Raw genomic sequence first — 25542 nt, 5'->3', positions numbered from 1 at the left:
AGCGGGGTCAAGCTATAGTTTTTTTCATCAGCCTCTCCCACATCCTGTGAACCTCAGGCCAGTCGGCATCGCGCACCGTCCCTTTGTAGACCATATGCTCATAGACACCGGTAAGCCTCGTCATATCCATGGACTGGAAGAAAGAATCTACATATTTGGCATACTCCCTCAGGGTCTGCCCTTCCGGCCTCTTCAGTCCATAGCGGTTAAGTTCCTTCAGCAGAATGGGATAGGATTTGGAGAAATCTTCTTCCTCCCGCTTATTTTTATAAATGGCGAGCCACAGCTTCGGCATCCACCTGCCACGCATTTTGAAACCCAGCAGAATGGTTGCAGCGATCACAAGCAAGCTGGCAAGCAGGACAAACTTATAGGCTGCGAATGCACCCTTAATCTTGGTCATAAGGCCGGAGTCGGTTGAAGCAGCAGGACTCTTGACCCGATCCTGTTCCGGCTTTTCGACCTTTGGCTTTTCAGACTGTGGTGACGGAGCTGCGGCCTGCGTGCTGTTGCGCGCATCATTTGGAAACTCGAAACGGGTAGAGTTTGTGAATCCTTTCGTCGGTTCAAAAGGCACCCAGCCCGAATTCGGAAAATACACTTCCACCCAGGAATGGGCATTATTGTTCGTGATTTCATAGATACTCTGTCCGTCTTCCGACTTTACGAAATCTCCATCCGAATATCCCTTGACCCAGCGAGAGGGGATGCCGAGTGACCTTAACAGGACCACCATGGAGGTGGAATAATTATCACAATAGCCTACCTTTGTTTCAAAGAGGAACTGATCGGTATAATCCTGGTTCTCATCCGGATACGGGACATTTTTCTGATCATAGACAAACTCTTCCCGGTCGAAGTAATCCTCGATGGCCTTCGCCTGGTCAAAGCGGTTTTGCTTGCCATTTACTATTTCGGCTGCAAGCGTCCGGACCCTCTCCGGTACAGTGGTCGGAAGCTGGGTGTATATTGAAAAGTCAGTAGCATTTAACTGGGAATCTGTTTCTCCGTCCCCGCCGCCGTTCACCTTGCGCAGTTCTTCCACTTCAAACCGCGGGACTTCATATTCAAGCGTAACTTTATTAAGCTGAATGGAAGCATCGTTTGATCCATAGGAAACTACCTTTTCTTTGTTTGCATCAAAGTCGAAGTAGGCTGCCTTTGGAGCCTTTATCTTCGTCAGCCCCAATGGCTCCGGATACGGAACATGGCTGTATTTTTTATTAATTGTGAGGGTGGCATTGAAGCTCGTTTTCTTATCCGTTGGTATGGCAAAGAAATAAAGCTTTTCATTTTCCGGAAGCCTGAGGACGGCATCCTTCGCGACATTAGCCACCTCCCAGCCCTTTCCTGTGTAAAAGTTCTTGCTTTCCACTTTCCAGTAGTGGCGCGATGATGCCTTGGCAAGGAAAACCACATCATCATCACCCTCGAATGGACCGCCAAGCTTATCATCGTTTTCTCCATATCCGACCCTGCTGCCGCCTCCACCATCACCCGACACTTTTTCGGAGTAAGTTTTGATGAACGGGACCGGATCCGGCCACAGAGGGTCATTTTTAGGACCTGCGAATCCTAAAAGGGCACTGCATGAAATTAGAACAAGGAGGGGAACCATCCATTTTGACGCGGCCGCCCGGTCTGAAACCAGCCTGTCTTTTTCGACAAGCCGGTAAAAGGTCTGAATCCCCAAGGTGACAAAGCCGAATACAATCAGCCTGACTATGGCAGAATCAGCATCATAAGGGGTGAAAGTATCGAGAACCGTCATATAGAAGACCGCAATCAGAAAGAACAGCAGTATGCTTTTTTTGACCACGAGCCAATATATGATCAGATAGGCCATGATATACAAGAAAAGGAAGAACAGCAGTGTCTTAAAATCGTTTGAGATGCTGTACCAATCCCTATCCATAAGGAGCCCGGCATTCCGGATCAGGCTTCCCATGAATTCGACAATCCATGACAAGCTGATCAGCACACTTTCCTTATAATAGAAATGATGAATCACAGCAAGGATATATGCGCCTGTTATGGAGTAGCGGAGCCATCTCGAAAAACCGAGGTATTTTAGCAGTATAGAAAGGCCCGCAAAGGCAACAAACACAGCAAGGCTGCCTGTATCCGTCAATGCCCCCAGCGGCCGGAGGCATTCCCATAGCAGCAAAAACCCCAGTACATGGAGGACAAGATTTCCTGCTTTATGCCGCTTCATCCGTTCTGACGCCGCATTCATGATCCAATCACCTCCGAAAGAGCAGCCTGCTCACCCAGATATACCACATGCATGCCCCTCTGCTGAGCCTGCTGCTGGAGCTTGATTTCCTTCTGCGTCAAGGAAATGTCCGTCTTCAGGACAGCGAATGTGATGGTGCGGGCATGCTTGTTTGTACCAAGCTTCTTTATCATTTCTTCATCCAGCATCCCTGTGGCAATCAGCAGCGACACATTAAATGGGATGATTGGGTTTTCCCTTTGCAGGACAGACTCAACAGTCAGGCTGTCCTGGTACTCGGCACGCGCCAGATAACGGGAAATCCGCTGGCGCTGCCCTTCCCCAGCCTGGAGCGGCAGGGGGCGTTCCATGAGCCCTGGTGAGAAAAACCCGACCGGAACTCCCCTTTTCAGCGCGGTCCTGACAATGGACGCTGTCATGGAAATGAGAGGTTCGAACCCTTCCTGCCTCGACGTGTCAAGGAGCACGAAGATGTCCTGGCTCTTTTTCTGCTCAAATTCCTTTGTCATGATTTCTGACCTTTTGGCCGTAGCCTTCCAGTTGATCCAGGCAAACCGGTCGCCAGGCTGGTATTCACGGATTCCCGACAAGGTCGATACCTCACGCTGGACCTTGACAGTGCTCGAATTCTGCCCCTGGTTATACTGAGTCCCGATCTGGCTGAAAGGAAGCTCATAATAGGAGGGATAGACCAGCACTGTTTCCTTGAGGGAGAACGAAGCCTTTTTTTCAAAAAGCCCCAGCAGATCTCCCGTCTTGATAGAAATGGATGTGAAGTCATATTCTCCGCGGATGATATTAACGATATCATAGGAGAAGACAAATTCCTTTTTAAACCACGGAAATATAAGCTCCCGTTCAACATGGACACCGGACTTGACAAGCTTCCCCGGGAGATCCTCTTCAACCACCATATATAACAGCGGGAAAGCGAGCCTTCTCCGCATTTTTATGGTGATCCGCAGTGAATCTCCAGCCCGGCACTCTGAGCGGTTCAATTCCCGTTCAATGTGGAAATCGGATATAGGATAGAGAAAAAGGAGCAGCGAATAAACCGCAAAAGGCAGAAAGCTGTAAAAGACGAACCAGCTGACAAATCCCCCCTGGAACATGGCATAGGCAAAGGCTGCCAAAACCAGCACAATCAGCAGGGCAAACTTCAAATAGGCAAGGATGGCCGGCTTCATTTTTTTCATTTTTGATTCACAAACCTTTGTACAGGAACAGGTGTCTTTGAAACGATCGAATCGATGATCCCCTCCGGTGAAAACCCTTCATACTGGGCTTCCGGCTTCAGGATGATCCGGTGTGAAAAGACATACGGGGCGAGGTACTGGATATCATCCGGAAGCACGAAGTCCCTGCCTTGCAGGAGAGCGTAAGCCTGCCCTGCCTTCATGAGGGCAATCGACCCCCTCGGACTTGCACCGAGAAAGATCAGTTTATGTTCACGGGTCCGCGAGGCAAGCTCAACGATATACCGTTTAATGGTAGAGTCTGCATGCACGGCCTTCGCCTCCTCCTGAAGGGACCTTAACTCTTCAAGGCTGATTACCGGCTCCAGATCATGGATCGGGGGGTGTGTCTGTGCCCTTTCAAGGACCTCCAGCTCTTCGCCTGCTTCCGGATAACCCATTTTCATCTTCAGGAGAAAGCGGTCGAGCTGGGCTTCGGGCAGCGGGTATGTTCCTTCATATTCGATTGGATTCTGGGTGGCCATGACAAAAAACGGCTTCTCAAGCACCCTCGTGACTCCATCGATGGTGACGCTCGCTTCCTCCATCCCTTCAAGCAGGGCAGACTGCGTCTTTGGGGATGTGCGGTTTATTTCATCTGCCAGGATGATATTTCCCATGATCGGGCCCGGCCGGAATATAAATTCCTGTTCTTTTGCATTATAAATGGATACTCCTGTTACATCCGAGGGGAGCAGGTCGGGCGTGAATTGTATCCGTTTGAAGCTGGCGCCGATCGATCTGGCAAGCGCCCTCACCATCATGGTCTTCCCGACTCCCGGCACATCTTCGAGCAGCACATGGCCGTCTGCAAGGAGCGCCACTACACTCAATTCAGCTACATGGCGTTTGCCAATCATCACTTTTGCTATATTGTTTAATATTTTTTCGATTGTAGGATGTCTTTCTTCCACTAGATTCCCTCCGAACTAATACTTGCTGTTGTAATGGTACCTATTCGCCAAATACCAACAAATTTCCTTCTTTAGCCTCTTATATTTCCAGATAATTAACACAATATTCACAAAATGCAGTCCGTTAGTTTCATTGATTTATACTTTTGGCGGTTTTCGCATGTATTGTGGCTATTGAACAAGAAAGTGGATTTCCGCTGCGGGCACTCGCTTCAAATCAGTCTTATAGAATAAGACAGCTTATTTAGAAAGCGATTACTTTCTTCTTGACGTATTTGTATATACAAGTTATTATGAAAACAGTTTCATTTGTATATACAAGTTCTCTTTTGTTAAAAAGGGCGTGCTTGGAAAAAAATAAAATTAGAGAAACAGACTAAATATAGTCAGTTTAGTATGGGGGTATAGTATATGGCCAACAAGAATCGACTCGACGCTGAGAAGATTGTACAAGCAGTCGGCGGCAGGGATAATATCGCCTCTGCGACCCATTGTGTGACACGGCTTCGTTTTGCGCTGCACGATGAGAAAAAAGTAGACAAGGAAGCACTTGAAAATATAGACCCTGTTAAAGGTTCCTTTTCAGCCAATGGCCAATTCCAGGTTGTAATCGGCCAGGGACTTGTTGATAAGGTGTATGCCGAAATGGTTGACGTCACCGGGATCGGCACTGCAACGAAAGAAGAGACAAAGGCCGCTTCCGATAAGAACCTGAACCCGATTCAGCGGGCGGTCAAAACACTGGCTGATATCTTCATTCCGATCCTGCCAGCCATCGTTACCGTCGGTTTGCTGATGGGAATCAATAATATCCTGACAGGTGCGGATATTTTCTATGATAATAAATCACTGGTGGACGTCCACACGCAGTGGAAGGATGTAGCTTCCATCATTAATACGATTGCCAATACAGCATTCGTCTTCCTGCCAGGTCTTGTCGGCTGGTCCGCGGTCAAAAGGTTCGGCGGCAGCCCGCTGTTCGGGATTGTCCTCGGACTGATGCTGGTCCACCCTGATCTATTGAATGCCTGGGGCTATGCTGAAGCTAAGGAAGCAGACAAAATCCCAACTTGGAACCTGTTTGGCTGGGAAGTCGAGAAAGTCGGCTACCAAGGCCAGATTCTCCCTATCCTCTTTGCGTCCTACGTACTTGCCAGGATTGAAGTGTTCTTGAACAAACGTGTTCATGATTCCATCAAGCTTTTGGTTGTCGGTCCAGTTACCCTTCTGGTAACCGGATTCCTGGCTTTCACAGTCATCGGTCCCGTTACTTTTGCCCTTGGAAATGCTGTTACAAGTCTGTTTACTGGCTTCTTTGACGCAGTGCCTGCCCTTGGCGGCCTGCTGTACGGTGCGCTGTATGCCCCGCTTGTCATTACAGGCATGCACCACACATTCCTTGCAGTGGATTTCCAGCTGATCGCAGCTATCGGCGGTACCTTCCTGTGGCCGATCGTGGCGCTGTCCAATATCGCACAAGGCTCTGCCGCGCTTGCCATGATGCTGATTACTAAAGAAGATAAGATCAAAGGTCTGTCCCTGTCTTCAGCCATCTCTGCTTTCCTTGGGGTTACAGAGCCGGCTATGTTCGGTGTGAATCTGCGCTTCCGCTATCCTTTCTTTGCGGCCATGACAGGCGCAGGGCTCGGGGCGATCTACATTACCATCAATAAGGTGCTTGCTCCTTCCATCGGTGTCGGCGGCCTTCCAGCCTTCTTCTCGATTGTGCCGGACAAATGGGCTCCCTTCTTCGTTGGAATGGCCGTCTCACTTATCGTTCCATTTGCACTCACTCTTTTCTTCGGAAAAGTGCGCAGACCAAAACAACAACAACAATAAACATAAACATTGGCAAAACAGGCACGCCTGCTTTGCCATTTCCATTTAAAAACTTGGGAAATAGGGGACTGTCCCCCATTTCCCGCGGAGGTGCCGAATGTTGCAAGAATGGTGGAGAAAGTCGACTGTTTATCAAATTTATCCGAAAAGCTTTAAAGATACGACCGGCAGCGGTGTCGGGGATTTGCAGGGTATTATCCAGAAGCTGGATTACCTGAAGGAATTAGGGGTGGATGTGATCTGGCTGACGCCGCCTTATAAGTCGCCGCAGCGGGATAATGGGTATGACATCAGTGATTATTACTCGATACATGAGGAATACGGAAGTATGGAGGATTTTAATCAGCTGCTCAGCGAAGCTCACAGCCGGGGAATCAAGGTCATCATGGATATCGTGGTGAATCACACCTCCACTGAACATCAATGGTTCCAGGAAGCTGCTTCTTCAAAGGATAATCCATACAGGGATTATTACATCTGGCGCGATCCTGCCTCTGATGGCGGGGTTCCTGCCAACTGGATCTCTAAGTTTGGCGGTCCTGCCTGGAAGCTTGATGAGACGACCGGACAGTATTATCTGCATTTATTCGATGTTACCCAGGCAGACCTGAATTGGGAAAACGAGGTGCTGCGCAAGGAAATTTATGAGATGATGCACTTCTGGTTCAAAAAAGGGGTGGATGGCTTCAGGCTGGATGTTATCAATCTCATATCCAAAAATCAGGATTTTCCGGATGATGACGGAACAACAGCACCCGGGGACGGCCGCAAGTTCTATACAGATGGTCCGCGCGTCCATGAATTCATGCGTGAAATGAATCAGGAAGTGTTTTCGAAATATGACAGCATGACAGTCGGGGAAATGTCCTCTACCACCATTGATCACTGCATCCAATATACGAATCCGGAAAGCCGGGAACTGAGCATGACCTTCAATTTTCATCACCTGAAGGCAGATTATCCGAATGGTGAGAAATGGGCGCCTGCTGAGCTCGATTTCCTCGAATTAAAGCAGATCCTGTCCAAGTGGCAGATTGAAATGAATAAGGGAGGCGGCTGGAATGCCCTCTTCTGGTGTAATCATGATCAGCCGCGGGTCGTCACACGCTACGGGAATGACGGGGAGTATCATGCCCAGTCAGCTAAAATGCTTGCCACGGTCATTCATATGATGCAGGGCACTCCTTATATTTATCAAGGAGAAGAATTCGGCATGACCAATCCGAAATTTGAGACCATCGAAGAGTACCGGGATGTTGAAACCCTGAATTACTATAAAATCCTAAAATCCGAGGGCAAGCCGGAAAACCTGATCATGGAGATCATCAAAAGCCGTTCCCGCGACAACTCCCGTACCCCGGTACAATGGGACGGCAGCGAACAGGCCGGTTTCACAAGCGGCAGCCCCTGGATCAATACGGCGTCCAACTATAAAGAAATCAATGCAGAGAACGCCCTGCAGGATCCGGATTCTATTTTCTATCATTACCAAAAGCTGATCCGCCTCCGCAAAGAGATGGAGATTATCACTTCGGGAGATTATGAACTTCTCGTTCCAGACCATCCTGAGGTGTTCGCCTATAAGAGAAGCTTCCAAAATGAAGAGCTGTATGTTATCAATAATTTCTTTGGAAAGAGCACTACCTTTACACTTCCCGGCCTGGAACCGGCGGCTGATGCAGCCATCTCCCTTTCCAATTATAAGGACTCTGCCGCCTTTTCTGGCGAGCTTGAGCTGCGCCCATATGAATCTATCGTTTATCATGTAATCAAATGATGATAAAATAAAACTGGTGATAAAAACATGAGAAATATATTCATGAAGGTCTATGAGGATTTGGCGCTGAAAATCCAGGAAAAGCAGCTCCCGGCCGGTTCCCTTCTTCCTTCTGAAAATGAATTGACAGAAGTGTATGGAACCTCCCGCGAGACCATCCGCAAAGCGCTGAAAATGCTTTCTGAAGATGGTTATATCCATAAGGTCCAGGGAAAGGGATCCATTGTGCTCGACATCAGCAAATTCAACTTTCCTGTATCAGGTCTGGTCAGTTTCAAAGAGGTGTCCCGGAAAATGGGGCACAGGGCGAAGACAGACGTAATCAAGCTTGAACTGGCATCCCCTTCCCCCTCCATTACAGAACATATGAAACTGGAAGAGGGGCAGAAAGTCTGGGAAGTATGCCGGGTAAGGGAAATTGATAAGGACAAAATCATTCTGGATAAAGATTATCTAAGTGCCGAGATCGTCCCCGAGCTGACTGAGGAAGTCTGCCGTAACTCCATCTATGAATATCTTGAAACAGAAATCGGGCTTTCTATCTCTTTTGCAAAAAAAGAAATAACGGTAGAAGAACCATCGGCAGAAGATCGGCTTCTGCTCAATCTTGATGGCTTTCATAATATCGTGGTTGTAAAAAACTATGTTTATCTCGACGATGCCCGGCTGTTTCAATATACGGAATCACGGCACAGACCGGATAAATTCCGCTTTGTCGATTTTGCCCGGAGAAAATAAAAGACGAGGCTGCATCAGCAGCCTCGTCTTTTATGCTTTATTGATCTTGGGCACCAGGATGAAAAATAAGAACAGCACACATACCGCAAGCAATATTCCGAGTATAACGGGAAGGAAGGCACCTGTGCCTTCACCTGCCGGTTCCTCCCGCTTTATCTTTTTCGGCTGACTCGCATTTTCACCGGTGAACAAGTTCAATTTTTCTGCCTTTGAGCTTGCTGTCGTCACCTTGGCATCACTCATGAAGAGCCGGCCTTTCACTGCTTCGAACAGCTTCTTTTCTTCCCTTTTAAAAGTGAGCAGTTTCTGCTCCTCGGGAAGCCTTTCCTTCTCCTTTAACAGAGAGCCTTCCCGGATATACTCTGTATCCAGATCCAGCTTTTTCTTTTCATATTGATTGGGTTCCGGTGCAGGGCCTTCCTCTGCAAGGGCAGTTCCCGGCACCGCAATGAGCAGGATGGCGAGCATGGCAGAAAGCCTCGGCTTACGCCTCATGGGCAAGATCCCTCTGCTTTTTCAGCTCTCTCATCCTGCTGATATACGGAATGGCCGTAAATAGGATAGTGAGCACTCCAAGGACAGCGGCAGCCGGATAAAAGGCTCCCTGATCTCCATATTGGATGGATAGATATATATTTGAAACCGGATGGCTGAAATCAAAGTTCGGCAGCACCATATCAAGGAGCGGTGTGATGAAGAAAACGATCAGCCCCGCGGTGATAATGGAGCCGATGATCGGTCCGGTATAGAAGGCCAGCCTGACAAGGCTTGATCCTGCCATCAGCAGCAGGATGGTGATGACGGTCCAGGCTACAGCCTGTTCCCCTTCCAGCGGATAGATGTTAAGTCCGTATATGCTGATGATCAATCCTGCAGCCAGGTTCAGGAGCAGGAATATCGTAAGATGGATCAATGCCTGCAAACCTGTAAAGTACGACAGGAAGAAACCGATCAAAAGCGCACAGAGCAGGATGATCACAAGCATGACGACCGGAGGTGTATTCACGGTTTTATCCGCTGCCACCTTTCCGTCTATTTTTACTGGACTCGCCAGATAATCATATACATAGCCATTCTGCTGGTCATCAACCAGGGTATTGTTTAATAAGCTGTATACATCGGTCTTTACCTTGCGGGTTGAATCGACATTGGCCGCCCAGGTATTGTTCAGCTTGTCTGCCCTTCCCTGTACGGAGCCCACCTTCTGCTGCAGTGTACTTGTATAGTTTTCAATGGAATCCTGCCGCTCGGCAAGAGAAGAAATCAGTCCTGAAATCCTCTGTATGTCTCCGGCGGCACTGCTTTGCATGGCCACAAAGAATTCGCCCTGCATATTTTCGGAAGCAGGGACTTCCGGCTCGGGAGTCTGATAATTTTCCCGGAGCTCGCCAGTGACATCACCAGAGTTAAACTGAATCGTTTCAAGGTCAGCCAGGATGGCCGCCTGTTCTTCACTGATGAATGTCCCGTATTTATCCACAAAGCCTTCTACCTTCTCTGCGTAAGTCGAGTAATCGCCCTCAAGCTTTGTAACATCTTCAACGGAGGAATTCAGTCCTTCCTGGATGTTATTGAATTCACCCGTTTCACTTTTCAGAACAGAGAAGGCAGTTCGGATATCTTCTGTTTTGCCTTGGTTTTTAACGATATCCTCAATCAATTGTTCGTCTGAAACCGCTGAGCGCTGGAGCATGCTGTCAAAATCAGACAGGGACGAATGATATTTCAGCAAATCTTCCATATTCTTATTTTGAATCGCTGCGCTGAAATACGGAGCCAGTGCCTCCTGGGACTTTTCAGTCAATAAGCCTGACTTCATGATGGCCTTTTCTTTTTCCTGGATGACCGCAATCACCTTGTCCTCTGAACCGGCCGGCGGTTCAGCACCGTCTTCCATTTGTTTGGCAAGATCATTGTAAAGGTTCTCAAGCTCTTTGTATTTCGTGTTTTGCTCACCCGCCTGAGTCTCGGCTTTGTCGATCTCCTTCTTGATGGCTTCTAAGGCCGTGAGTGCAGCCTGGTTTTTTTCCGGATCTGATTCCAGCTGGGCCTTCAGGCTATCTGCCTGTTTCTTTAAGCCGGCAATTGTCTCAAGCAGTGCCTCCCCATTGCCTGGCTGCGGCTGCTCAGTATCCGGGACACCCGGGTTCGCTGGATCTTCCGGATTCGGCGCGGCTGCTCCCTGCAGCTTTTCCCTCTCTGGAATCAGCTTTTTCGTAATCTCGGAGAGTGCAGCTTCACTCGAAGCCTTTTTGTATTCCGTGATTAATTCTTTTTGGACGGTCTCAAGCCTCGCAAATTGCTCCTCGATTGTCGAGTTCTTAATGGTTTCCGACAGCTGGTTCATTTTGGCAGAGCTGTCTGTAATTTTCTCCTTCAGCTCTGCCACCTTTTCCTTCAGGGCTGTATCATCCGTCTGGAACTCGGGGCTTGCTTCAAGCTGTCTGTCGGCAATCGTGCGGACACCTTCGCTCAGCATCGTTTCGTATTTGCTTAAGCTTTCCTCAAGCATCAGCTTATTCTGCTGCGCTGTCATCGCAAAGACTTCATTCTGTTTTTGCTGATATTCTTTATACTGGTTGACTGCATCAACAAAGGCAGCCACTTCCTGCTTACTCTTTTCGGCATCTGCCGCAGATGCTGCGGAGACCTTGCCTGCATCCTTTGTGGATGCAAATAATGATTCAATCATTTTGCGCTGCTGGTCAATTTCTTCAGCCAGCTTTTCTGAGTTCGGATTGTAGAAGTTGTAGATGGTATCCTGAAAAGCAATCTCTTTTTCCAGGATTTTATCAAACTTCTTCCGGATATCCTCCACCGACTGAGAAACGACGCTCCAGTATAGAGTGGAGATATGCTTATTCATTTTGCTTTTTGAAACCTCAAGCTCCTTCTGGATCTTTTCCTTGTTCTTTGCATCCAGATTGCTTTGAATATCATATTTGACTGATGCCTTCAATGGCGACTCTTCATCATAGGTCAATATATTCCGGGAAAAATCGGACGGGAAATATACCACGGCATCGTATTCCTGTGAAACAAGCCCTTTTTCTGCAGTGCTCCTGGAAACCACCTGCCAGCTGTATTCCGACTCCTCTTCCAGTGCCGGGGCGATTTCCTGGCCAAAGTTAACGGGCTCTTTATCGAATTCTGAGCCGATATCATCGTTTACCACGGCAATCTGCCTGGACGCTTTATTTTTTTCCTTCATTGGCTCATGGCCAATATACGTAAAGAATAAACTGGGCAGCACCAGGATAATCAGCATGGCGGCAACGATCTTCAGCCCTCTCAGTTTTCCTGTCATTTATCTCACCTGCTCTTCTCTTTTACTAATTCTTTCTCTTCTGCCGCCTTCGGGATCTGAATCCTGAATTCGCGGCCGTTATCTACGTAATAGCCGAACCCCGGCTGGATTTCTTCTTCTTTTCTTGAAAACGGCAGTGTAAACAAACTCTGTTCCGACTTTTTCATCAGCAGCAGGGCATGCCTGATCTGCTTCAGCTCGCTTGTCAGTGAATCAAAGCCCTTCGAGAACTCATTTGAATTCCCCGCAGCAATCATGCTGAAGCCGAGATGGCTGTAATGCTTGATATATCCTGAGAGCTTATCCTGGATCCTCGCATCCACCGTCTGCTGGAAACGTGAAATGCTGTCGATTAGCAGGACGACCGGCTTGAAGGACAGCAGATGTGCAGTACTTTCCTGGATGGAGCGAAGATATTGCTGCTCCCTTTCCTGGAATAGGGCGTCCATCGATTCAATCCAATCCGATATATGATCCTTATTATCCAGGTAGCGCACACCGTCCCTTGCCGCATAGGCGGATAATCCCCTGTCGATGGCGTCGAATATGCCAATTCCCCCCAGCTGCTGGCCCATCAATGAATGGAGCATCACCTTTAGGGCATTGGTTTTTCCTTTACGGGATTGTCCGACCACAAGATAGTGCCTGTTCATCCTGAGGTTCATATAGACAGGCAGAACATGCTCTTCATCAAGACCGATCGGGATGAGGCCTTCCTGGCTTTTGATACCATATAAGGCGCCCCATGTATCCGTTCCAAGCACAGACGGCAGCATTGGTATGGCCTTTGGCTTCCTTGCCTCCCTGTACTTTTCGTTCAGTTCGGATATTTTCGCCTTCAGGTTTTCCAGCAGCTGATAATCGTCCCGGCCTTCTGCCGGCATATAGATCTGGGTCAGGCTGGCCGTGTCTTCCTTGATCAGGGCCCTTCCCGGCACCGGTTCAATATGATACGGAGTCCTGCCCACAAGCGCGTATCTTTCCGAGTTATCCATCAGATAATGAATGACCTTTGTTTTCAGGTTATTCATCAGAGGCTGGCGGACCGCATTGATCCGGGTCGCGGAGATGATCATAAATACCCCGAGCGACTGGCCGTCCCGCGCAATCTGCGTAAACTGATTTTCAATATCCTGCATCTCTTCCTTCACCAGGTCAAAATTATCTACTGCGATGAAGATAAGCGGCAGCTTCTTTTCGGCCTTTCTGTTATACATTTTCAGGCTGCTGACCTCCGCAGCCAGGAAGGTCTGCTTGCGTGACTCAATTTCGGTTCTGATGAACGTGAGGAATTTCTCAATCTTCCTCTGCTCATCAATGCGGAAATAGTCGGCAGTATGCGACAGCTGGCGCAGCGGAAGAAGGGCGCTGTTGCCGAAGTCGAAGATATAATAAATCATTTCCTCTGGTGAATGCTCGGTTGCAAAGTTCATCATAAGGGTGAGAATCGTGGTTGATTTTCCAAATCCCGAGGTGCCGAACACCCCCACATTCCCGTCCTCAATCAGGGTAAATTCATAAGGAACCTGGCTTTGTTTCTCAGGTTCATCCTTCAGGCCGATGGCAAAACGGTTTTTGCCGAGGCCCGGTCCTTTATAGATCATCCTGCCCTCAAGCGGAGGCAGCCACGGGCTGGCAAGCTTTTTGACACCCAGTTTCTCCTGAACACTGATGATCTGTTTCACAACGGCTTCGATCTCGGTCAGTTTTTGCTTCCTGCCCTGCTGCATTCTGGCCGAAATGCCTGAAATCGGGACAAGGCCCAAATCTGTGACAAATGCGACTTCATCTTCAGCCCCGTATGTATCTTCGAGATAAGGCGCACCGCTCCATGCGGACTGAAACAGGTCGTATACCTCATTGTTGCCCACCTGCAGATATCCCCGGCCTGTTTCAGTGATACCCGCGGCATCGCCGTTTTTAATGATTTCCTTTGAATCGTTCTCATCCTGCACCTTAAGCGCTATCCTGAAGCGCGCGTTGCTCCAAATCTGATTGTCTATGATCCCGCCCGGCTTCTGTGTGGCCAGGATCAAATGAACGCCCAGGCTTCGCCCGATGCGCGCCGCGCTGACGAGCTCCCTTATAAAATCGGGCTCCTCGCTTTTCAGCTCGGCAAATTCATCTGATATCAGGAAAAGATGCGGCAGCGGTTCTTTTGTTTTTCCTTCTTTATATAAATCCGTATAGTCATTGATATGATTGACCTCATATTGGTCAAACAGCCTCTGGCGCTTCTTAAGCTCGCTCTTGATGGATGCGAGCGCACGGGCACTGAAGTTTTTGCTTCCCTGGATGTTGGTGATTGTCCCAAGGAGATGGGGCATATTCCTGAATGGAAGCGCCATCCCCCCGCCTTTATAATCGATCAGCAGGAATCCGACCTCATGCGGGTGGAACTGGGTCGCAAGCGACAGAATATAAGTCTGGAGCAGCTCACTTTTCCCAGACCCTGTTGTTCCGGCAATAAGCCCGTGGGGGCCATGGGCCTTTTCGTGGAGGTTCAGCTCTACGACATCCTTCTTCCCTTTCAGTCCAATCGGGACAGCCAGCGACTGGGAGGACTGATTTCTGACCCAGTAGGATTCTATTGGCAGCTCTTCTGCATCTTTGACGTTATAAAGCTGCAAATAAGATACCATCGAAGGAATGGAATTGTTCATGCCCTTCTGATGGTCAAGGGACCTGAGCGTCCTTGCAAATCGTTCATTGCCTTCTTGGGAATGCTCATCGAGGACGAAGGGGGTGTGTACTGCCTTATGATGCTGGATGAGGATTTCCCCTTCATGGTCATTCACATATTTAATGACGGTGTGGATGTTCTCCGTAAGGCTTTCCTTGGATTCAGCCGCAAATAAGGTTGTCAGCCCAATATTTTCATGACTTCCTTCCAGATATTCCAGGATGACGTGCTCTGAGATCAGGGATGGGTTCGTGACAATGAAGACAAAATGGGGAATGTACCGGACTTTCTCTTTGTCCTCCTCTATATCCCTGCTCCTTATAATCTGATAGAGAGATGACAGGAGCTGGTCCCTTGTCTGCTCATCATAGACCAGCCCCTTCGCAAAGGAGTGCGGCATCTGGAAATGCGGCAGCCACTTCATCCATTCCCAGTCCTTATATTCCTGCTTGTCAAATATGGCAACAAACCGGATATCATGATAGCTGTGCTGGAAGGCCATTTGACCGACAATTTGCTGAAGCTCTTTTTTTACGATAGAGGGCTTGCCGATGAAACCGACCGCCCCTTCCGAAAGGTCGATTGCAAGAGGGACATTTTCCACTTTCCTATAAACCCTGACCATGGCCTGGGACTGTTCAACCAGATCATCAATCTCCCTGTTGGCAGTATCGGAGCTTGACACAGATACCTCATAGCTTGAGGGGACATCCGCCTTCCCGGCCCTGACACGAAGGAAATCATAGCTTTCGGCTGTTCTTTCCCAGATCCGGTCGCTGATGAATCCCGCCAGATACTTCATCCTCTCAAAGTCAGGATAATGGTAGTTTAAAACCTTTGCCTGCTCAGACTTCAAGCCCTCAAGCTCTGCACGCTTGTGCTCCAGATACCTGGTATACATTTCACGCCGCTTCCTCTTCCGCTCCTTACGTGTGCCCTTGTCTTTGAAATACTGGACGGTCGATGTGACCATCGTCGTCATGAACATAACAATCGAAATCAGGATGAAGAGGCCCCTTGGCTGGATGATGACAATGGTTCCCATCACCAAAAGCATGATGAGCGGCGGCAGGATGATCATCCACAGGCCGCGCTGATTATTGTCGGTTTCCTGCGACGGGAAGGAAAGGGAGACCTTATCTTTAGGAAGGTCATAGACCATTCTCGGCGTCCTTCTGTACTGGGGATAATTCTTCTGCATCTCCGAGGTGGGCCGCAGAGTTTTCGGAAGCGTTGAAGAATGCTCCTCCGAAGTTTGTATCTGCAGGAGGTCGTCCTCCAGCAGAGAAACAGACATGAACGGCCAGAACAGGACATCCCCTCTCCTCAGGACCGCCTCTCCCCTTTGTATATTTCCATTGATATAAACGGGATTGTCCGAGGCTGCCTGAACCCGCCACTTCCCCCGTTTATTCACGAGGGTGAATCCGCCGGTTTCCTTATTGAACGGCCATGCGCCCTTTTTCGAAAAATCGGCCTCCCGGTCAGCAGCAAAGGTTATTTCCGTCCGTCCGCCAATATAATAAACCGATGCCTGCTGCTGTTCCTTTTCCAGATAAAAGCTGACTGCGGCTCCATCTATATGGACAGTGATGGGAGTTCCCGGAATGACAACCCCGAGCGGCTCTCCCGAGTATCGGACAGAAAGATTTCCGCCGCTCCCCTGAACCAGCTCAATAGGCCCGCTTTCCGTCTTCAGCCTCTGAATGGTGACAGTGTGATCCCCGCTGCTTCCGATCGATAACGTCCCATTTATCTTTTCCTCTACCTTAACCTGCTGATAGGACTCTTTATAAAAGATCCATAATAGACCCACTCAGTTTCAACTCCTAGATTGCTCTTTTCTACGAACCTATTCTTTCTTCTTAGGCTCTGCCTTAGCATTGGCGGCTGCTCCGCCTGCTTTTTTCTCTGCAGCGGCTTCCTTTTGCTGCCTTGCCGCAGCTGCCTTCGCTTCAGCTTCCTTCTCAGCCTGTTCGGCGGCAGCCTGCTCTTCTGCCTGCTTCTTCTCTTCTTCCTGGAGCTTCTTCTGCTCTTCTACATCTTTTTCGTACTGGCCGACTTCCTGCTCGATCGCATCAAGTTCCTCCTGCTTTTCCTCGCCTGTCAGGTCATCGTCTGCCTTGATGTCTTCTTTATATTTTAAAAGCCCGTAAATCACCAGGTCCCTGAACTCAAGCGCCCTGGCCAGATCGACAGCTTCCTTGTTCATCCCGCGTCCGATATAGATCCAGTATAGGAAATATTTCGGTTCCGTCTGGAGGGTCAGCAGATTATTGACCGCGGCCCGCTGCTCATCCCCCAGGCTTTCATTTTTGACATAGGAGGACGCCAGTTCATATTGAACGACATATGGCATATCTTCTGCATCATAGCCTTCAAGCTCCTCAATCACACTGCTGTATTTATCTTCTAGGAAATACTCCCCACTTTTAACATACGCGTCCATTTTAGGCTGCTGAAAAAAGAATGAATATAGGATATAAATAATGGCCGGCAATAATAGGACCGCAGCACCAATCAGCGAATAACGGGTTATCTTCCATCTTTTAAGGGGTATATGTGCATAAGTGCTTTCTTTCTGTTCCACTCTTTTGATTTCTTCTTCGAGGATGGACTCCAGTGCAGCAAAGCTGTCTGCTGCCATGATGTCCTTTGCTGTCTGTGACAATTTTATGGTTTGGTGATATTTATAATAAGCATTGAAGCTGTGCTTTCCATCGGCAATGACAGCTGCCGCCGCCTTGACTTCTTTCAGGAGCCGCTCCTCATCCTTTTCATAGGGAGGCAGGCTTTCCTTCACACCGTAATACAGGAAATGCGGCGTCAGCCCTGGGTCGGCCACGATATTTTCAGGGCTTACCACCAGGTTCAGCCTCTGCGCACCATGATTCATCGCTTTCTTTACCACCTGATGGGCAAAGAACAGCCTGGCAAGCTGGGTCTTCTTCTGGATCTGGCCAAAAGTCAGATAGCCCTCCGGCAGCTCTACCTTTATGACGGCTTCATCCTCACTCACTTCAGATCCCCGCTTCAATGGAGATTCGAGCTCCTGCAGAAAGCTGATTTCAAGCCTGTCATGCAGCTTGATTCTCGACCGCTGCAATGTAAAAAAGACGTGGCTTCCGTCACGCTTAATCCCAGCCGTTGTCAGTTCTTCTAGATACGACGGTTTTCTACCTTCCATTCCTGATACTCCTTTGTCTTATGGAAAAGGGTTAGAACTTCCATTCTATAAGATTTCTATTCTATCTCCATTTGTTATGCCGCTCTCAAGCAGGGATTCATACCCCTGTACAACCAGGTCCTTGTTCGGGATCCTTATCCAATATCCTTCCCTCGGCGTCTCTCCTACCCTTTTAACCTGCCAGACGATATCGATAACCTTTTTGATTGGCAGATAATCCGATAACTGTATGTCAAATACCTCGCCAGTATAATTCTTCATATCAATTGTAACCTGTATGTATATTGCCCTCACCTCTTACAAAAGAAAGGAGCGCCATAACCTAAAAACAGATTTACGCGCTCCTTCCCCATTACTTAGATTATGGTGGTTATTATCCTCTGATCTGGCTTGCAATCTGATTGTCTGTGTCCTCAAGGACAGTAGCAGAGCTGTTAAGCTGCTGGGAAACCTCAGTTAGCAATGTGGCCATTTTTTCAAAAGAAGGTCTTAGCTGCTGGTACTGATCAGCGAACGCCTGGCTGGAGGCACCTTCCCAAATCTCTTGAAGGTGGCTGCTCATGTTATCGAGTCTTGCTACTAAATCCTGTACATTGCCGCTCTCAGTTTGGTATTGGCTGGCGACTCCACGCAGTTCTTCAGGTGTTAATCTGATATTACCTGACATCACAATCACTCCTTAAAATTTAATCATTTACATTGTAATTTATTGGATAATAACTCACCAATAATAACATCAGAATCTGGCAAAAACAGTAAGGAAGCACTACAAAAAATTTACCGAATTCTGCCATATGAACCTTTTTACCCACAGACTATAGTACCTAAACATACTATTCCTTTACTGGTAAAAAAATTTTAGGAGAATAAACTGCGGAAAAAAGCCTATATTTCGACAGCTTTTGACCGGTTACATAACAAGATAAGACCTTCTTCACCCGCTTCCATCCTCTCTGACGGAAGCAGCGAACAAGAAGGGCAGATTAAAATGGAAACTTCCCCCTGAAAGAGTCTCTTGTAAAAGGTAATCTAATACAAATTACAGTTTTATATGATACCCTTAGGCTATCTATTCTTTGCTTACTTCTTTATTTAAGGCTGTTTTCGCATTGCCTATTGAATAAAAAAGTGGATTTCCGCTGCAGGTACTCTGCCTGCGCGGCACTTTTTCAAAGAATCCAGTAAACAAAAACAGAACCTCCATCTTTGTGGAAGTTCTGTTTTTGTGTCCAGATTCACCCTTAAGACAATTGCACAAAAAGGACTGACGCGAACCAGCCCTCGGCAAATATTATTCTGAGGCAATATTATCCCGGCTGTCCATTCTCGGCGGCTGCTCCATCCACTTATGCTTAATCATCAATTTGGCGCCTTTGTTGGCGTATTCAAATATATCCTTCATGATGATACTGATTTTTGCCGGCAGGTCATGCCGCAGGCTGAATGCGGTTCCGAGCGAATTTCCGCCGATGGAAAAACTCGAAAACAGGCTCACACAATAAAGCATAATCTTGTCTGAAAATGGCGATTCTGTCGACCTCGTTGCAAGGCCTCCAGCCTGCCCAGGCACCTGGATGTCGCTGTCCAGGAAAATATCCCTGAGTTCTTTGATTATGCTTTTGGAAAGGTCTGCACCTTCCAAGAAATATTTGCTTACTTCAGGCTCCTTGGCAGCCTGGGCAAAGCCGAGGATCATCTGCATTCCGGTGACATTCGATTCGAGTGCATGATACAGCTGGGCGACCTCTACTGTATTCAATACTCGCCTCTGCTGAAATGGATTAATCCCGGCGAGGTAATGTGTATCTTCAACAAATTCAATTTCCTTTGGCATCGTCACGTAAGGCGACCTCATCAGCATCCCCCGCTCCAGCAAGTATTGAGTACAATCATTATAATACTTCTGAGTCAGGCCAGTCAGGTCCCTGAATAACAGGATAATATCCTCCCGGTAGGACATGGTGATATTCAAGGCGTGCATGGCCATGCTGATTTCCTTGATCATCCGGAGAAACATTATGTCAAATCCGTAATCATACAGCGGGGCAGCATCTGTGAATACATCCTCTTTTGTGAATCCTCTCGGTACGACAGCCCCGCTGTCTTGAAACATCTCTTCAATCTTTGTTAAAAAGGGCTTAATCTCATTATAAAGTCCGTTCATGATTTCTTTGGCAGTTTCTTCATCTGCTTTTTCAATGAAATACTCGAGCATCCGGGATATCATCGTCTTTTGCTGATAGGTAAGCCACAGGGCTCCCAGTTCAGATGACGTAATGGTCGGTTTATCTGGCATAAAGGCATTCCTCCTCGGCTGGTGGATACGGTGTCTTCAAGGAGTTAGTATGGCCCATCCACCCATGACTTATTACAATTATTTCCGCCTTAGGTAAAAATAAAGAAATGCCCGTCTTGTGCGCGGGCATTTCGGCTTTTTTATCTTAGGCTGTTTCCGCATACAGTGCGGCTTTTTGAATAAGGAAGCTGATTTCCGCTGCAGGCACTCGCCTTCCGCTCCAATCAACTTGTTTAATAATCTAATCTCCTCACAGAACTCATAAAAACAAACGCTTTAGTAAAGGGCCTTATCTTATCAATGAATCCAGGAATACATATACTTCTTATCCTCTATGCTCCCTGTATTTTTGACGATCTTCAGCGGTTTGAATGTATCGATCATGACAGCGAGTTCGAGAGTTTCTTTTTTGCCGATGCTGCCTTCTGTTTTGCCTGGATGCGGACCATGGGGGATTCCGCTCGGATGGAGCGTGATGGAGCCTTCCTTGACGCCCTTCCTGCTCATGAAGTTTCCTTTCACATAATAAAGCAGTTCATCACTGTTTACATTGCTGTGATAATAAGGGGCAGGGATTGCTTCGGGATGGTAATCATACAGCCTTGGGACAAAGGAGCAGACCACAAAGTTATGGCCCTCGAAAGTCTGATGGACAGGCGGCGGCTGATGGACCCTGCCCGTAATCGGTTCAAAATCCTCAATATTGAAGGCCCATGGATAGAGATAGCCGTCCCAGCCTTCCACATCAAGCGGATGATGATTCAGCACATGGCGGTGCAGGAAGCCCCTGCTTTTCGTGATCACCTCATGCCGACCCTTCTCTGTGAAGGTGTTCAATTTCTCTGGACCGCGGAGATCCCGTTCGCAAAACGGACTGTGCTCCAGCAGCTGGCCGTATTCATTCCGGTATCTGCGCGGAGTAGTGATCTGGCTGAACGCCTCCACAAAAAGGATCTTGGTCTCATCTGTCCCGGGCACCACCCTGTAGATAGTCCCTATCGGAATGATGATATAATCACCGGGCCGGTAGCTGATCGATCCAAACATCGTTTCGACAGTCCCTGAGCCATGGTGGATAAACAGCATTTCATCGCCGTCTCCATTCCGGTAGTAAGAGTCCATTGATTTTTCAGGATGCAGCATTCCAATCAGCAGATCATCATTGCCCAGAATATATTCCCGTCCGCCCAGACTGTCGCCCTTTTTTTGAAGTTGATCTGTAAAAAAGTGCCTGTGGCTGAGCGGCCCCGGTTCCTCGTAATGCGGAAGATACGGGCCGATCAGCTCAGAAGATGCCACCTCAGTCGGCATATGATGGTGATACAGGATGGACTGAGTCCCTGAGAATCCCTTTGTCCCCATAACCTGTTCCCTGTAAAGCGATCCATCTTCTTTCCGGAAGATGGTATGGCGCTTTCTTGGAATATTCCCAAGCGTACGATAATACATGATTTCACCCTCCCTCTATTCCTCAGATATGGTATTCGTTAATACACCGAGCTTTTCAATCTCAAGCTCCACCTTATCCCCAGGCTCAAGCCAGCGGTGGACCCCGGTGCCAAGCTCCAGGATGCAGCCGGTCCCCACCGTGCCGGAGCCAATCACTTCCCCCGGATATAATGTCGTACCTGCCGACGCCCTGGCGATCATCTCACCAAATGAGTAATACAAATCCTTCATATTTCCAATGGAGAGCTCCCGGCCATTCACCCGTGCCTTCATCGTCAGGTCGAATCCCTTCCCTGCCCGCTTCGATTCGAGTTCGTCCTTCGTCAGAATATAGGGACCGAGGGATGTAGCAAAATCCTTACCCTTGGCCGGACCAAGGCCCACCTTCATTTCTTTTTGCTGGACATCCCGGGCACTCCAGTCGTTCATGATGAAAAATCCGAAAATATGATCCTCCGCTTCCCCCGCTCCGATATTCCTTCCCTGACGGCCGATCACACAAGCAATCTCCAGTTCATAATCAAGCCGGAAACAATCCTTCGGACGCAAAATCGCATCACCCGGGCCCTTGACTGCCAGATGATTGGTAAAATAAAACACAGGGATTTCATACCATTCTTCAATCATCCCGAGCCCCCGGTTCTTCCTGGCCGTTTTAACGTGCTGCTCAAATGCGTAGAAGTCCCTGATGCTTTTTGGAAAGGGAAGCGGTGCGAGCAGTTCAATATCCTCCAGTCGGTAACTGCCGATTCCTTTTTCCGCCGCCCCCTTGCAAGCCGCAAGCTCATCTCCCAGGTTGTCATGATTCTCTATAAACAAAATCAAATCCTCTGGCAGGGTCCCTCCTGATGCTTCGTGCATATCAACAGCCATGGCACCATCGTGGATCCAGCCTGCCTTTATGGAACCATCCTTCTTTTTAAAGGTAATGTATTTCACGATTCCACCTGCTTTCGCGGCAGGTCGAATGTACTGGCCGCCGGGAGGGTATAGGCGGCTCCTGCCAGCCGGCCCACAGGATTCAGCTTCGCCGTATGGATCCGTCCTTCTTCATATAGACTGTCATGGACATGGACGTGTACTACCTTTCCTATGACAAGGCTCCCGGAACCGGCCCCGCTGCCAAAGTCAAGCACCTGATACAGCTCGCATTCCAGGTGGACTTTGGATTCCCTGACCCTGTGTGGCTGAACCTTCATGCTCTCTTCCTTCCCAAGGCCGGAAGCTTCGAACTCATCAATAATTGAAGAAAATTCCGCAGCACATTCATTAACCTGCTGAATGATATCCTCTCCCACAATATTGATCACGAACTGCCCTGTGGCTTCGATATTGGCAAGCGTATCTTTTTTCATGCCATCCGTCCCCCGCCTCATGGGTGAAAAACAAACCATCATCGGATCAGCCGAAATGGCGGTGAAAAAACTGAAAGGGGCCAGATTATCTGTCCCGTCTTCACTTCTGGTTGAAACGAAGGCAATCGGACGGGGAAGGATGGATCCTGTTAACAGCTTATACGCCTCCCGCCACTGGAGTGCTGCTGGATTCAGCTCCATCCCTGCACACCCCGCTCTCCAAGATGCTTTGTGAGTACATCCACAATATGGTCATGGTCCTCCCTTGTTCCAAGCGTGATCCTGAAAGCTTCTTTATATCCTTGGAATGGAATTCTGCGGACCAGCACACCATTTCGCATGAGCACCGGTATCACAGGCTCCTGCCCGAATGCAAACAGGAAGTTCGTCTGCGAAGGGAAGCTCAAGATTCCAAGGCACTGCAATTTATCTTGAAGATAACCTCTCTCAGTCCTGTTTTTTTCGGCACATTCCCCAATAAATTCCTGATCATCGAGTGCCGCGGCGGCAGCTGCCTGGGCAAGGGCGTTCACATTGAATACATCCCTTACTTTATGAAGCTCTGCCGCAATGGCTTCTGACATGATTCCATAGCCAATGCGAAGTCCGGCAAGTCCGTAGATTTTGGAGAACGTCCTTAAGATGACTAGGTTGGGCACGGTGTGGATGAGTGGGAGGGTATTTAAATATTCTTTACTGTCTGCGTACTCACAGTAAGCTTCGTCCATCACGATCAGAATATGCGGAGGCACCGCCTGGATGAATGACTGCAGCTCCTCCCGGCCGGCGATGGTTCCTGTTGGATTATTGGGATTGCAGACAAAGATCATCTTTGTCCGGGGAGTTACGCTTGCAAGCATGCCGGCAAGGTCATGGCGCCCGTCCATGAGCGGGACGGTGACAGCCCGGCCTCCCTCTATCTCTGTATTTGTCTGATAGCGCGGGAAGGTGAGTGATGCCATCACCGCCTCATCTCCCCTGGTGATACAGGCACGGACCAGGAGCCGGATGATCTCCTCTGACCCATTTGACAGAAGAAAATATTTTTCGCTTATTCCGTAATGTTCAGCAAGGCGCCTGATTAAGAGCGCTCCTGCCCCGTCAGGATATAATGACAGATTCCGGGCCGCCTCCGCTGCTGCAGCTGCGGCGGATTTTGATGTGCCATACACATTTTCATTGTCACTCAACTTCCGGACAGTCTTGATTCCGTAAAGCCGCTTTATGTCTTCTATCGTCTGTCCCAGTTCATACGGCTTGATTCCCTTAAGCTCCGGACGGACTTCGATCTTCATTCCTTATCCCTCCATCCTGATAAACGGAAAAGGGGGCCCTGCCCCCTCATCCGCCTGCAGCCTTATAGATTGCCGCGCCTTGCCTGCTCCCGTTCGATCGATTCAAACAGGGCTTTGAAGTTCCCTTCACCAAAGCCCCTTGCACCTTTCCGCTGGATGATTTCAATGAAGAGAGTCGGCCGGTCTACAATCGGCTTCGTGAAGATCTGAAGCAGATAGCCTTCATCATCGCGGTCCACTAAAATGCTGAGTTCCTTCAGTTTTTCAATTTTTTCATCAATTTCGCCTACACGCTCCGAGAGCATCTCATAATAGGAATCGGGGGTGGACAGGAACTCCACTCCGTTCTCGCGGAGTGCTGCCACAGTTCCAACTATGTCCTCTGTCAGGATGGCCAGATGCTGTACGCCGGGACCGTTATAGAATTCCAGGTATTCCTGGATCTGCGATTTCCGCTTCCCTTCAGCCGGCTCGTTGATCGGAAATTTAATCCGGCCGCCATTATGCATGACCTTGCTCATCAAGGCTGAATACTCGGTGCTGATGTCTTCATCCGAGAAGTGCTTCATCTCTTTGAAGCCCATCACTTTGCTGTAGTATTCCACCCACTCTTCCATCCTCTCAACGTTGCCGACAACATGGTCTATACCGATAAAGCCGGCATCCTTACACGGGACGGGAGATTGATAGGCCTCAAATCCCGGCATAAACGGCCCTTTATAATCCTTTCTTTCCACAAGGGTATGGATGGTGTCTCCATATGTACCGATCACCGCTTTTTTGACGACCCCGTAATCATCTTTAATCTGATAAGGCGGCTGGATTTCGATTGCACCGCGGCTGACCGCTTCACTATAGGCCTTCTCCACATCATCAACAGTGAGAGCGATATCCCTGACTCCGTCTCCATGCGCTTTGACAAAGGATGAAACACGGGTGCTTTCATTCAGGGAGCCGGTGATCACAAGCCGGATCCTCCTCTGCTGCAGAACATAAGATACCGTCTCCCGATTTCCTGTTTCAAGCCCCGAATAAGCAACAGCCTTAAATCCATAGGCTGTGCTGAAAAAATGAGCAGCCTGCTTTGCATTTCCTGTATAGATTTCCAGATAATCCACTTCTTTTACCGGAAAAAAATCCTCAACTGCCGTTTCCGGCGCCATTGCTTTCTCTTGCATAAAAATCCCTCCTATTATTTTTTGAATATTCAAATATATTTTAACGCAGCAGG

General features: G+C 48.5%; 18 protein-coding genes. 3 read left to right on the top strand and 15 right to left on the bottom strand.

Annotation, left to right across the window (positions count from 1 at the left end; genetic code table 11):
* Nucleotides 1-7 precede the first annotated feature (7 nt).
* From V1498_RS01970 to V1498_RS01960, 3 genes are read right to left on the bottom strand one after another with little or no spacing between them, the layout of a single operon-like run.
* Nucleotides 8-2236, bottom strand: a complete 2229-nt coding sequence (locus V1498_RS01970; RefSeq protein WP_409296651.1) for a DUF4129 domain-containing transglutaminase family protein — start codon at nucleotides 2234-2236, stop codon at nucleotides 8-10.
* Complete coding sequence (locus V1498_RS01965) at nucleotides 2233-3432, bottom strand: DUF58 domain-containing protein (RefSeq protein WP_409296650.1); 1200 nt, start codon at nucleotides 3430-3432, stop codon at nucleotides 2233-2235. Before V1498_RS01965 ends, V1498_RS01970 begins: the two co-directional genes overlap by 4 nt.
* Complete coding sequence (locus V1498_RS01960) at nucleotides 3429-4331, bottom strand: AAA family ATPase (RefSeq protein ID WP_409299099.1); 903 nt, start codon at nucleotides 4329-4331, stop codon at nucleotides 3429-3431. Before V1498_RS01960 ends, V1498_RS01965 begins: the two co-directional genes overlap by 4 nt.
* A 465-nt stretch (nucleotides 4332-4796) precedes the next feature.
* On the opposite strand from V1498_RS01960, the gene treP reads away from it, so the two are divergent.
* The 3 genes from treP (at nucleotide 4797) to treR (ending at nucleotide 8739) form a co-directional block, all read left to right on the top strand.
* Nucleotides 4797-6224 (top strand): PTS system trehalose-specific EIIBC component, encoded by a 1428-nt coding sequence (treP, locus tag V1498_RS01955; RefSeq protein WP_409296649.1) that lies wholly within the window; start codon nucleotides 4797-4799, stop codon nucleotides 6222-6224.
* Nucleotides 6225-6321: 97 nt separating this feature from the next.
* A complete protein-coding gene (treC, locus tag V1498_RS01950) occupies nucleotides 6322-8001 on the top strand; it encodes an alpha,alpha-phosphotrehalase (protein ID WP_409296648.1) in 1680 nt (559 codons plus the stop codon).
* Nucleotides 8002-8028: 27 nt separating this feature from the next.
* Nucleotides 8029-8739 (top strand): trehalose operon repressor, encoded by a 711-nt coding sequence (gene treR, locus V1498_RS01945; RefSeq protein ID WP_409296647.1) that lies wholly within the window; start codon nucleotides 8029-8031, stop codon nucleotides 8737-8739.
* A 30-nt stretch (nucleotides 8740-8769) separates the two neighbouring features.
* On the opposite strand, the gene essA is transcribed toward treR, so the two are convergent.
* The 12 genes from essA to hppD all read right to left on the bottom strand — a co-directional run bounded on the left by essA (nucleotide 8770) and on the right by hppD (nucleotide 25489).
* Nucleotides 8770-9234 carry a type VII secretion protein EssA gene (gene essA / locus V1498_RS01940; protein ID WP_409296646.1) on the bottom strand — a complete coding sequence of 155 codons (465 nt, stop codon included), beginning with the start codon at nucleotides 9232-9234 and terminating at the stop codon, nucleotides 8770-8772.
* Nucleotides 9224-12046 (bottom strand): type VII secretion protein EsaA, encoded by a 2823-nt coding sequence (gene esaA / locus V1498_RS01935; protein WP_409296645.1) that lies wholly within the window; start codon nucleotides 12044-12046, stop codon nucleotides 9224-9226. Before esaA ends, essA begins: the two co-directional genes overlap by 11 nt.
* 5 nt (nucleotides 12047-12051) lie before the next feature.
* A complete protein-coding gene (gene essC, locus V1498_RS01930; RefSeq protein WP_409296644.1) occupies nucleotides 12052-16545 on the bottom strand; it encodes a type VII secretion protein EssC in 4494 nt (1497 codons plus the stop codon).
* Between the two features lie 36 nt (nucleotides 16546-16581).
* The gene (gene essB / locus V1498_RS01925; RefSeq protein ID WP_409296643.1) at nucleotides 16582-17916 is read right to left on the bottom strand and encodes a type VII secretion protein EssB; all 1335 of its coding nucleotides are present in this window, start codon (nucleotides 17914-17916) and stop codon (nucleotides 16582-16584) included.
* A gap of 45 nt (nucleotides 17917-17961) precedes the next feature.
* Nucleotides 17962-18201, bottom strand: coding sequence for an EsaB/YukD family protein (locus tag V1498_RS01920; RefSeq protein WP_409299098.1), 240 nt, complete (start codon nucleotides 18199-18201; stop codon nucleotides 17962-17964).
* A gap of 88 nt (nucleotides 18202-18289) precedes the next feature.
* Entirely contained in the window at nucleotides 18290-18583 is a 294-nt protein-coding gene (locus V1498_RS01915; RefSeq protein WP_409291181.1) for a WXG100 family type VII secretion target, read from the bottom strand.
* A gap of 624 nt (nucleotides 18584-19207) precedes the next feature.
* The gene (locus V1498_RS01910) at nucleotides 19208-20212 is read right to left on the bottom strand and encodes a DUF3231 family protein (RefSeq protein ID WP_409296642.1); all 1005 of its coding nucleotides are present in this window, start codon (nucleotides 20210-20212) and stop codon (nucleotides 19208-19210) included.
* Between the two features lie 297 nt (nucleotides 20213-20509).
* A complete protein-coding gene (locus V1498_RS01905) occupies nucleotides 20510-21661 on the bottom strand; it encodes a homogentisate 1,2-dioxygenase (protein WP_409296641.1) in 1152 nt (383 codons plus the stop codon).
* Between the two features lie 15 nt (nucleotides 21662-21676).
* Nucleotides 21677-22600, bottom strand: a complete 924-nt coding sequence (locus tag V1498_RS01900; RefSeq protein WP_409296640.1) for a fumarylacetoacetate hydrolase family protein — start codon at nucleotides 22598-22600, stop codon at nucleotides 21677-21679.
* Nucleotides 22597-23217, bottom strand: coding sequence for a flavin reductase family protein (locus tag V1498_RS01895; protein WP_409296639.1), 621 nt, complete (start codon nucleotides 23215-23217; stop codon nucleotides 22597-22599). The genes V1498_RS01900 and V1498_RS01895 overlap by 4 nt, the downstream gene beginning before the upstream one ends.
* Nucleotides 23208-24311 carry a histidinol-phosphate transaminase gene (hisC, locus tag V1498_RS01890; protein WP_409296638.1) on the bottom strand — a complete coding sequence of 368 codons (1104 nt, stop codon included), beginning with the start codon at nucleotides 24309-24311 and terminating at the stop codon, nucleotides 23208-23210. The genes V1498_RS01895 and hisC overlap by 10 nt, the downstream gene beginning before the upstream one ends.
* 62 nt (nucleotides 24312-24373) lie before the next feature.
* The gene (hppD, locus tag V1498_RS01885) at nucleotides 24374-25489 is read right to left on the bottom strand and encodes a 4-hydroxyphenylpyruvate dioxygenase (protein ID WP_409296637.1); all 1116 of its coding nucleotides are present in this window, start codon (nucleotides 25487-25489) and stop codon (nucleotides 24374-24376) included.
* Nucleotides 25490-25542: the final 53 nt, after the last annotated feature.

The sequence above is a fragment of the Paraperibacillus marinus genome (assembly GCF_046237605.1).
Taxonomy (GTDB): Bacteria; Bacillota; Bacilli; order Bacillales; family DSM-1321; genus Paraperibacillus; species Paraperibacillus marinus.
The sequence above is the reverse complement of the archived record's forward strand: the minus strand, read 5'-3'. Positions and strand labels throughout refer to the sequence as shown.

Excerpts from the sequence above, each read along its gene's own strand:
- V1498_RS01970 (WP_409296651.1), bottom strand. The coding sequence starts at position 2,236 with ATGAATGCGGCGTCAGAACGGATGAAGCGGCATAAAGCAGGAAATCTT.
- V1498_RS01965 (WP_409296650.1), bottom strand. The coding sequence starts at position 3,432 with ATGAAAAAAATGAAGCCGGCCATCCTTGCCTATTTGAAGTTTGCCCTG.
- V1498_RS01960 (WP_409299099.1), bottom strand. The coding sequence starts at position 4,331 with ATGATTGGCAAACGCCATGTAGCTGAATTGAGTGTAGTGGCGCTCCTT.
- treP (WP_409296649.1), top strand. The coding sequence starts at position 4,797 with ATGGCCAACAAGAATCGACTCGACGCTGAGAAGATTGTACAAGCAGTC.
- treC (WP_409296648.1), top strand. The coding sequence starts at position 6,322 with ATGTTGCAAGAATGGTGGAGAAAGTCGACTGTTTATCAAATTTATCCG.
- treR (WP_409296647.1), top strand. The coding sequence starts at position 8,029 with ATGAGAAATATATTCATGAAGGTCTATGAGGATTTGGCGCTGAAAATC.
- essA (WP_409296646.1), bottom strand. The coding sequence starts at position 9,234 with ATGAGGCGTAAGCCGAGGCTTTCTGCCATGCTCGCCATCCTGCTCATT.
- esaA (WP_409296645.1), bottom strand. The coding sequence starts at position 12,046 with ATGACAGGAAAACTGAGAGGGCTGAAGATCGTTGCCGCCATGCTGATT.
- essB (WP_409296643.1), bottom strand. The coding sequence starts at position 17,916 with ATGGAAGGTAGAAAACCGTCGTATCTAGAAGAACTGACAACGGCTGGG.
- V1498_RS01915 (WP_409291181.1), bottom strand. The coding sequence starts at position 18,583 with ATGTCAGGTAATATCAGATTAACACCTGAAGAACTGCGTGGAGTCGCC.
- V1498_RS01910 (WP_409296642.1), bottom strand. The coding sequence starts at position 20,212 with ATGCCAGATAAACCGACCATTACGTCATCTGAACTGGGAGCCCTGTGG.
- V1498_RS01905 (WP_409296641.1), bottom strand. The coding sequence starts at position 21,661 with ATGTATTATCGTACGCTTGGGAATATTCCAAGAAAGCGCCATACCATC.
- V1498_RS01895 (WP_409296639.1), bottom strand. The coding sequence starts at position 23,217 with ATGGAGCTGAATCCAGCAGCACTCCAGTGGCGGGAGGCGTATAAGCTG.
- hisC (WP_409296638.1), bottom strand. The coding sequence starts at position 24,311 with ATGAAGATCGAAGTCCGTCCGGAGCTTAAGGGAATCAAGCCGTATGAA.
- hppD (WP_409296637.1), bottom strand. The coding sequence starts at position 25,489 with ATGCAAGAGAAAGCAATGGCGCCGGAAACGGCAGTTGAGGATTTTTTT.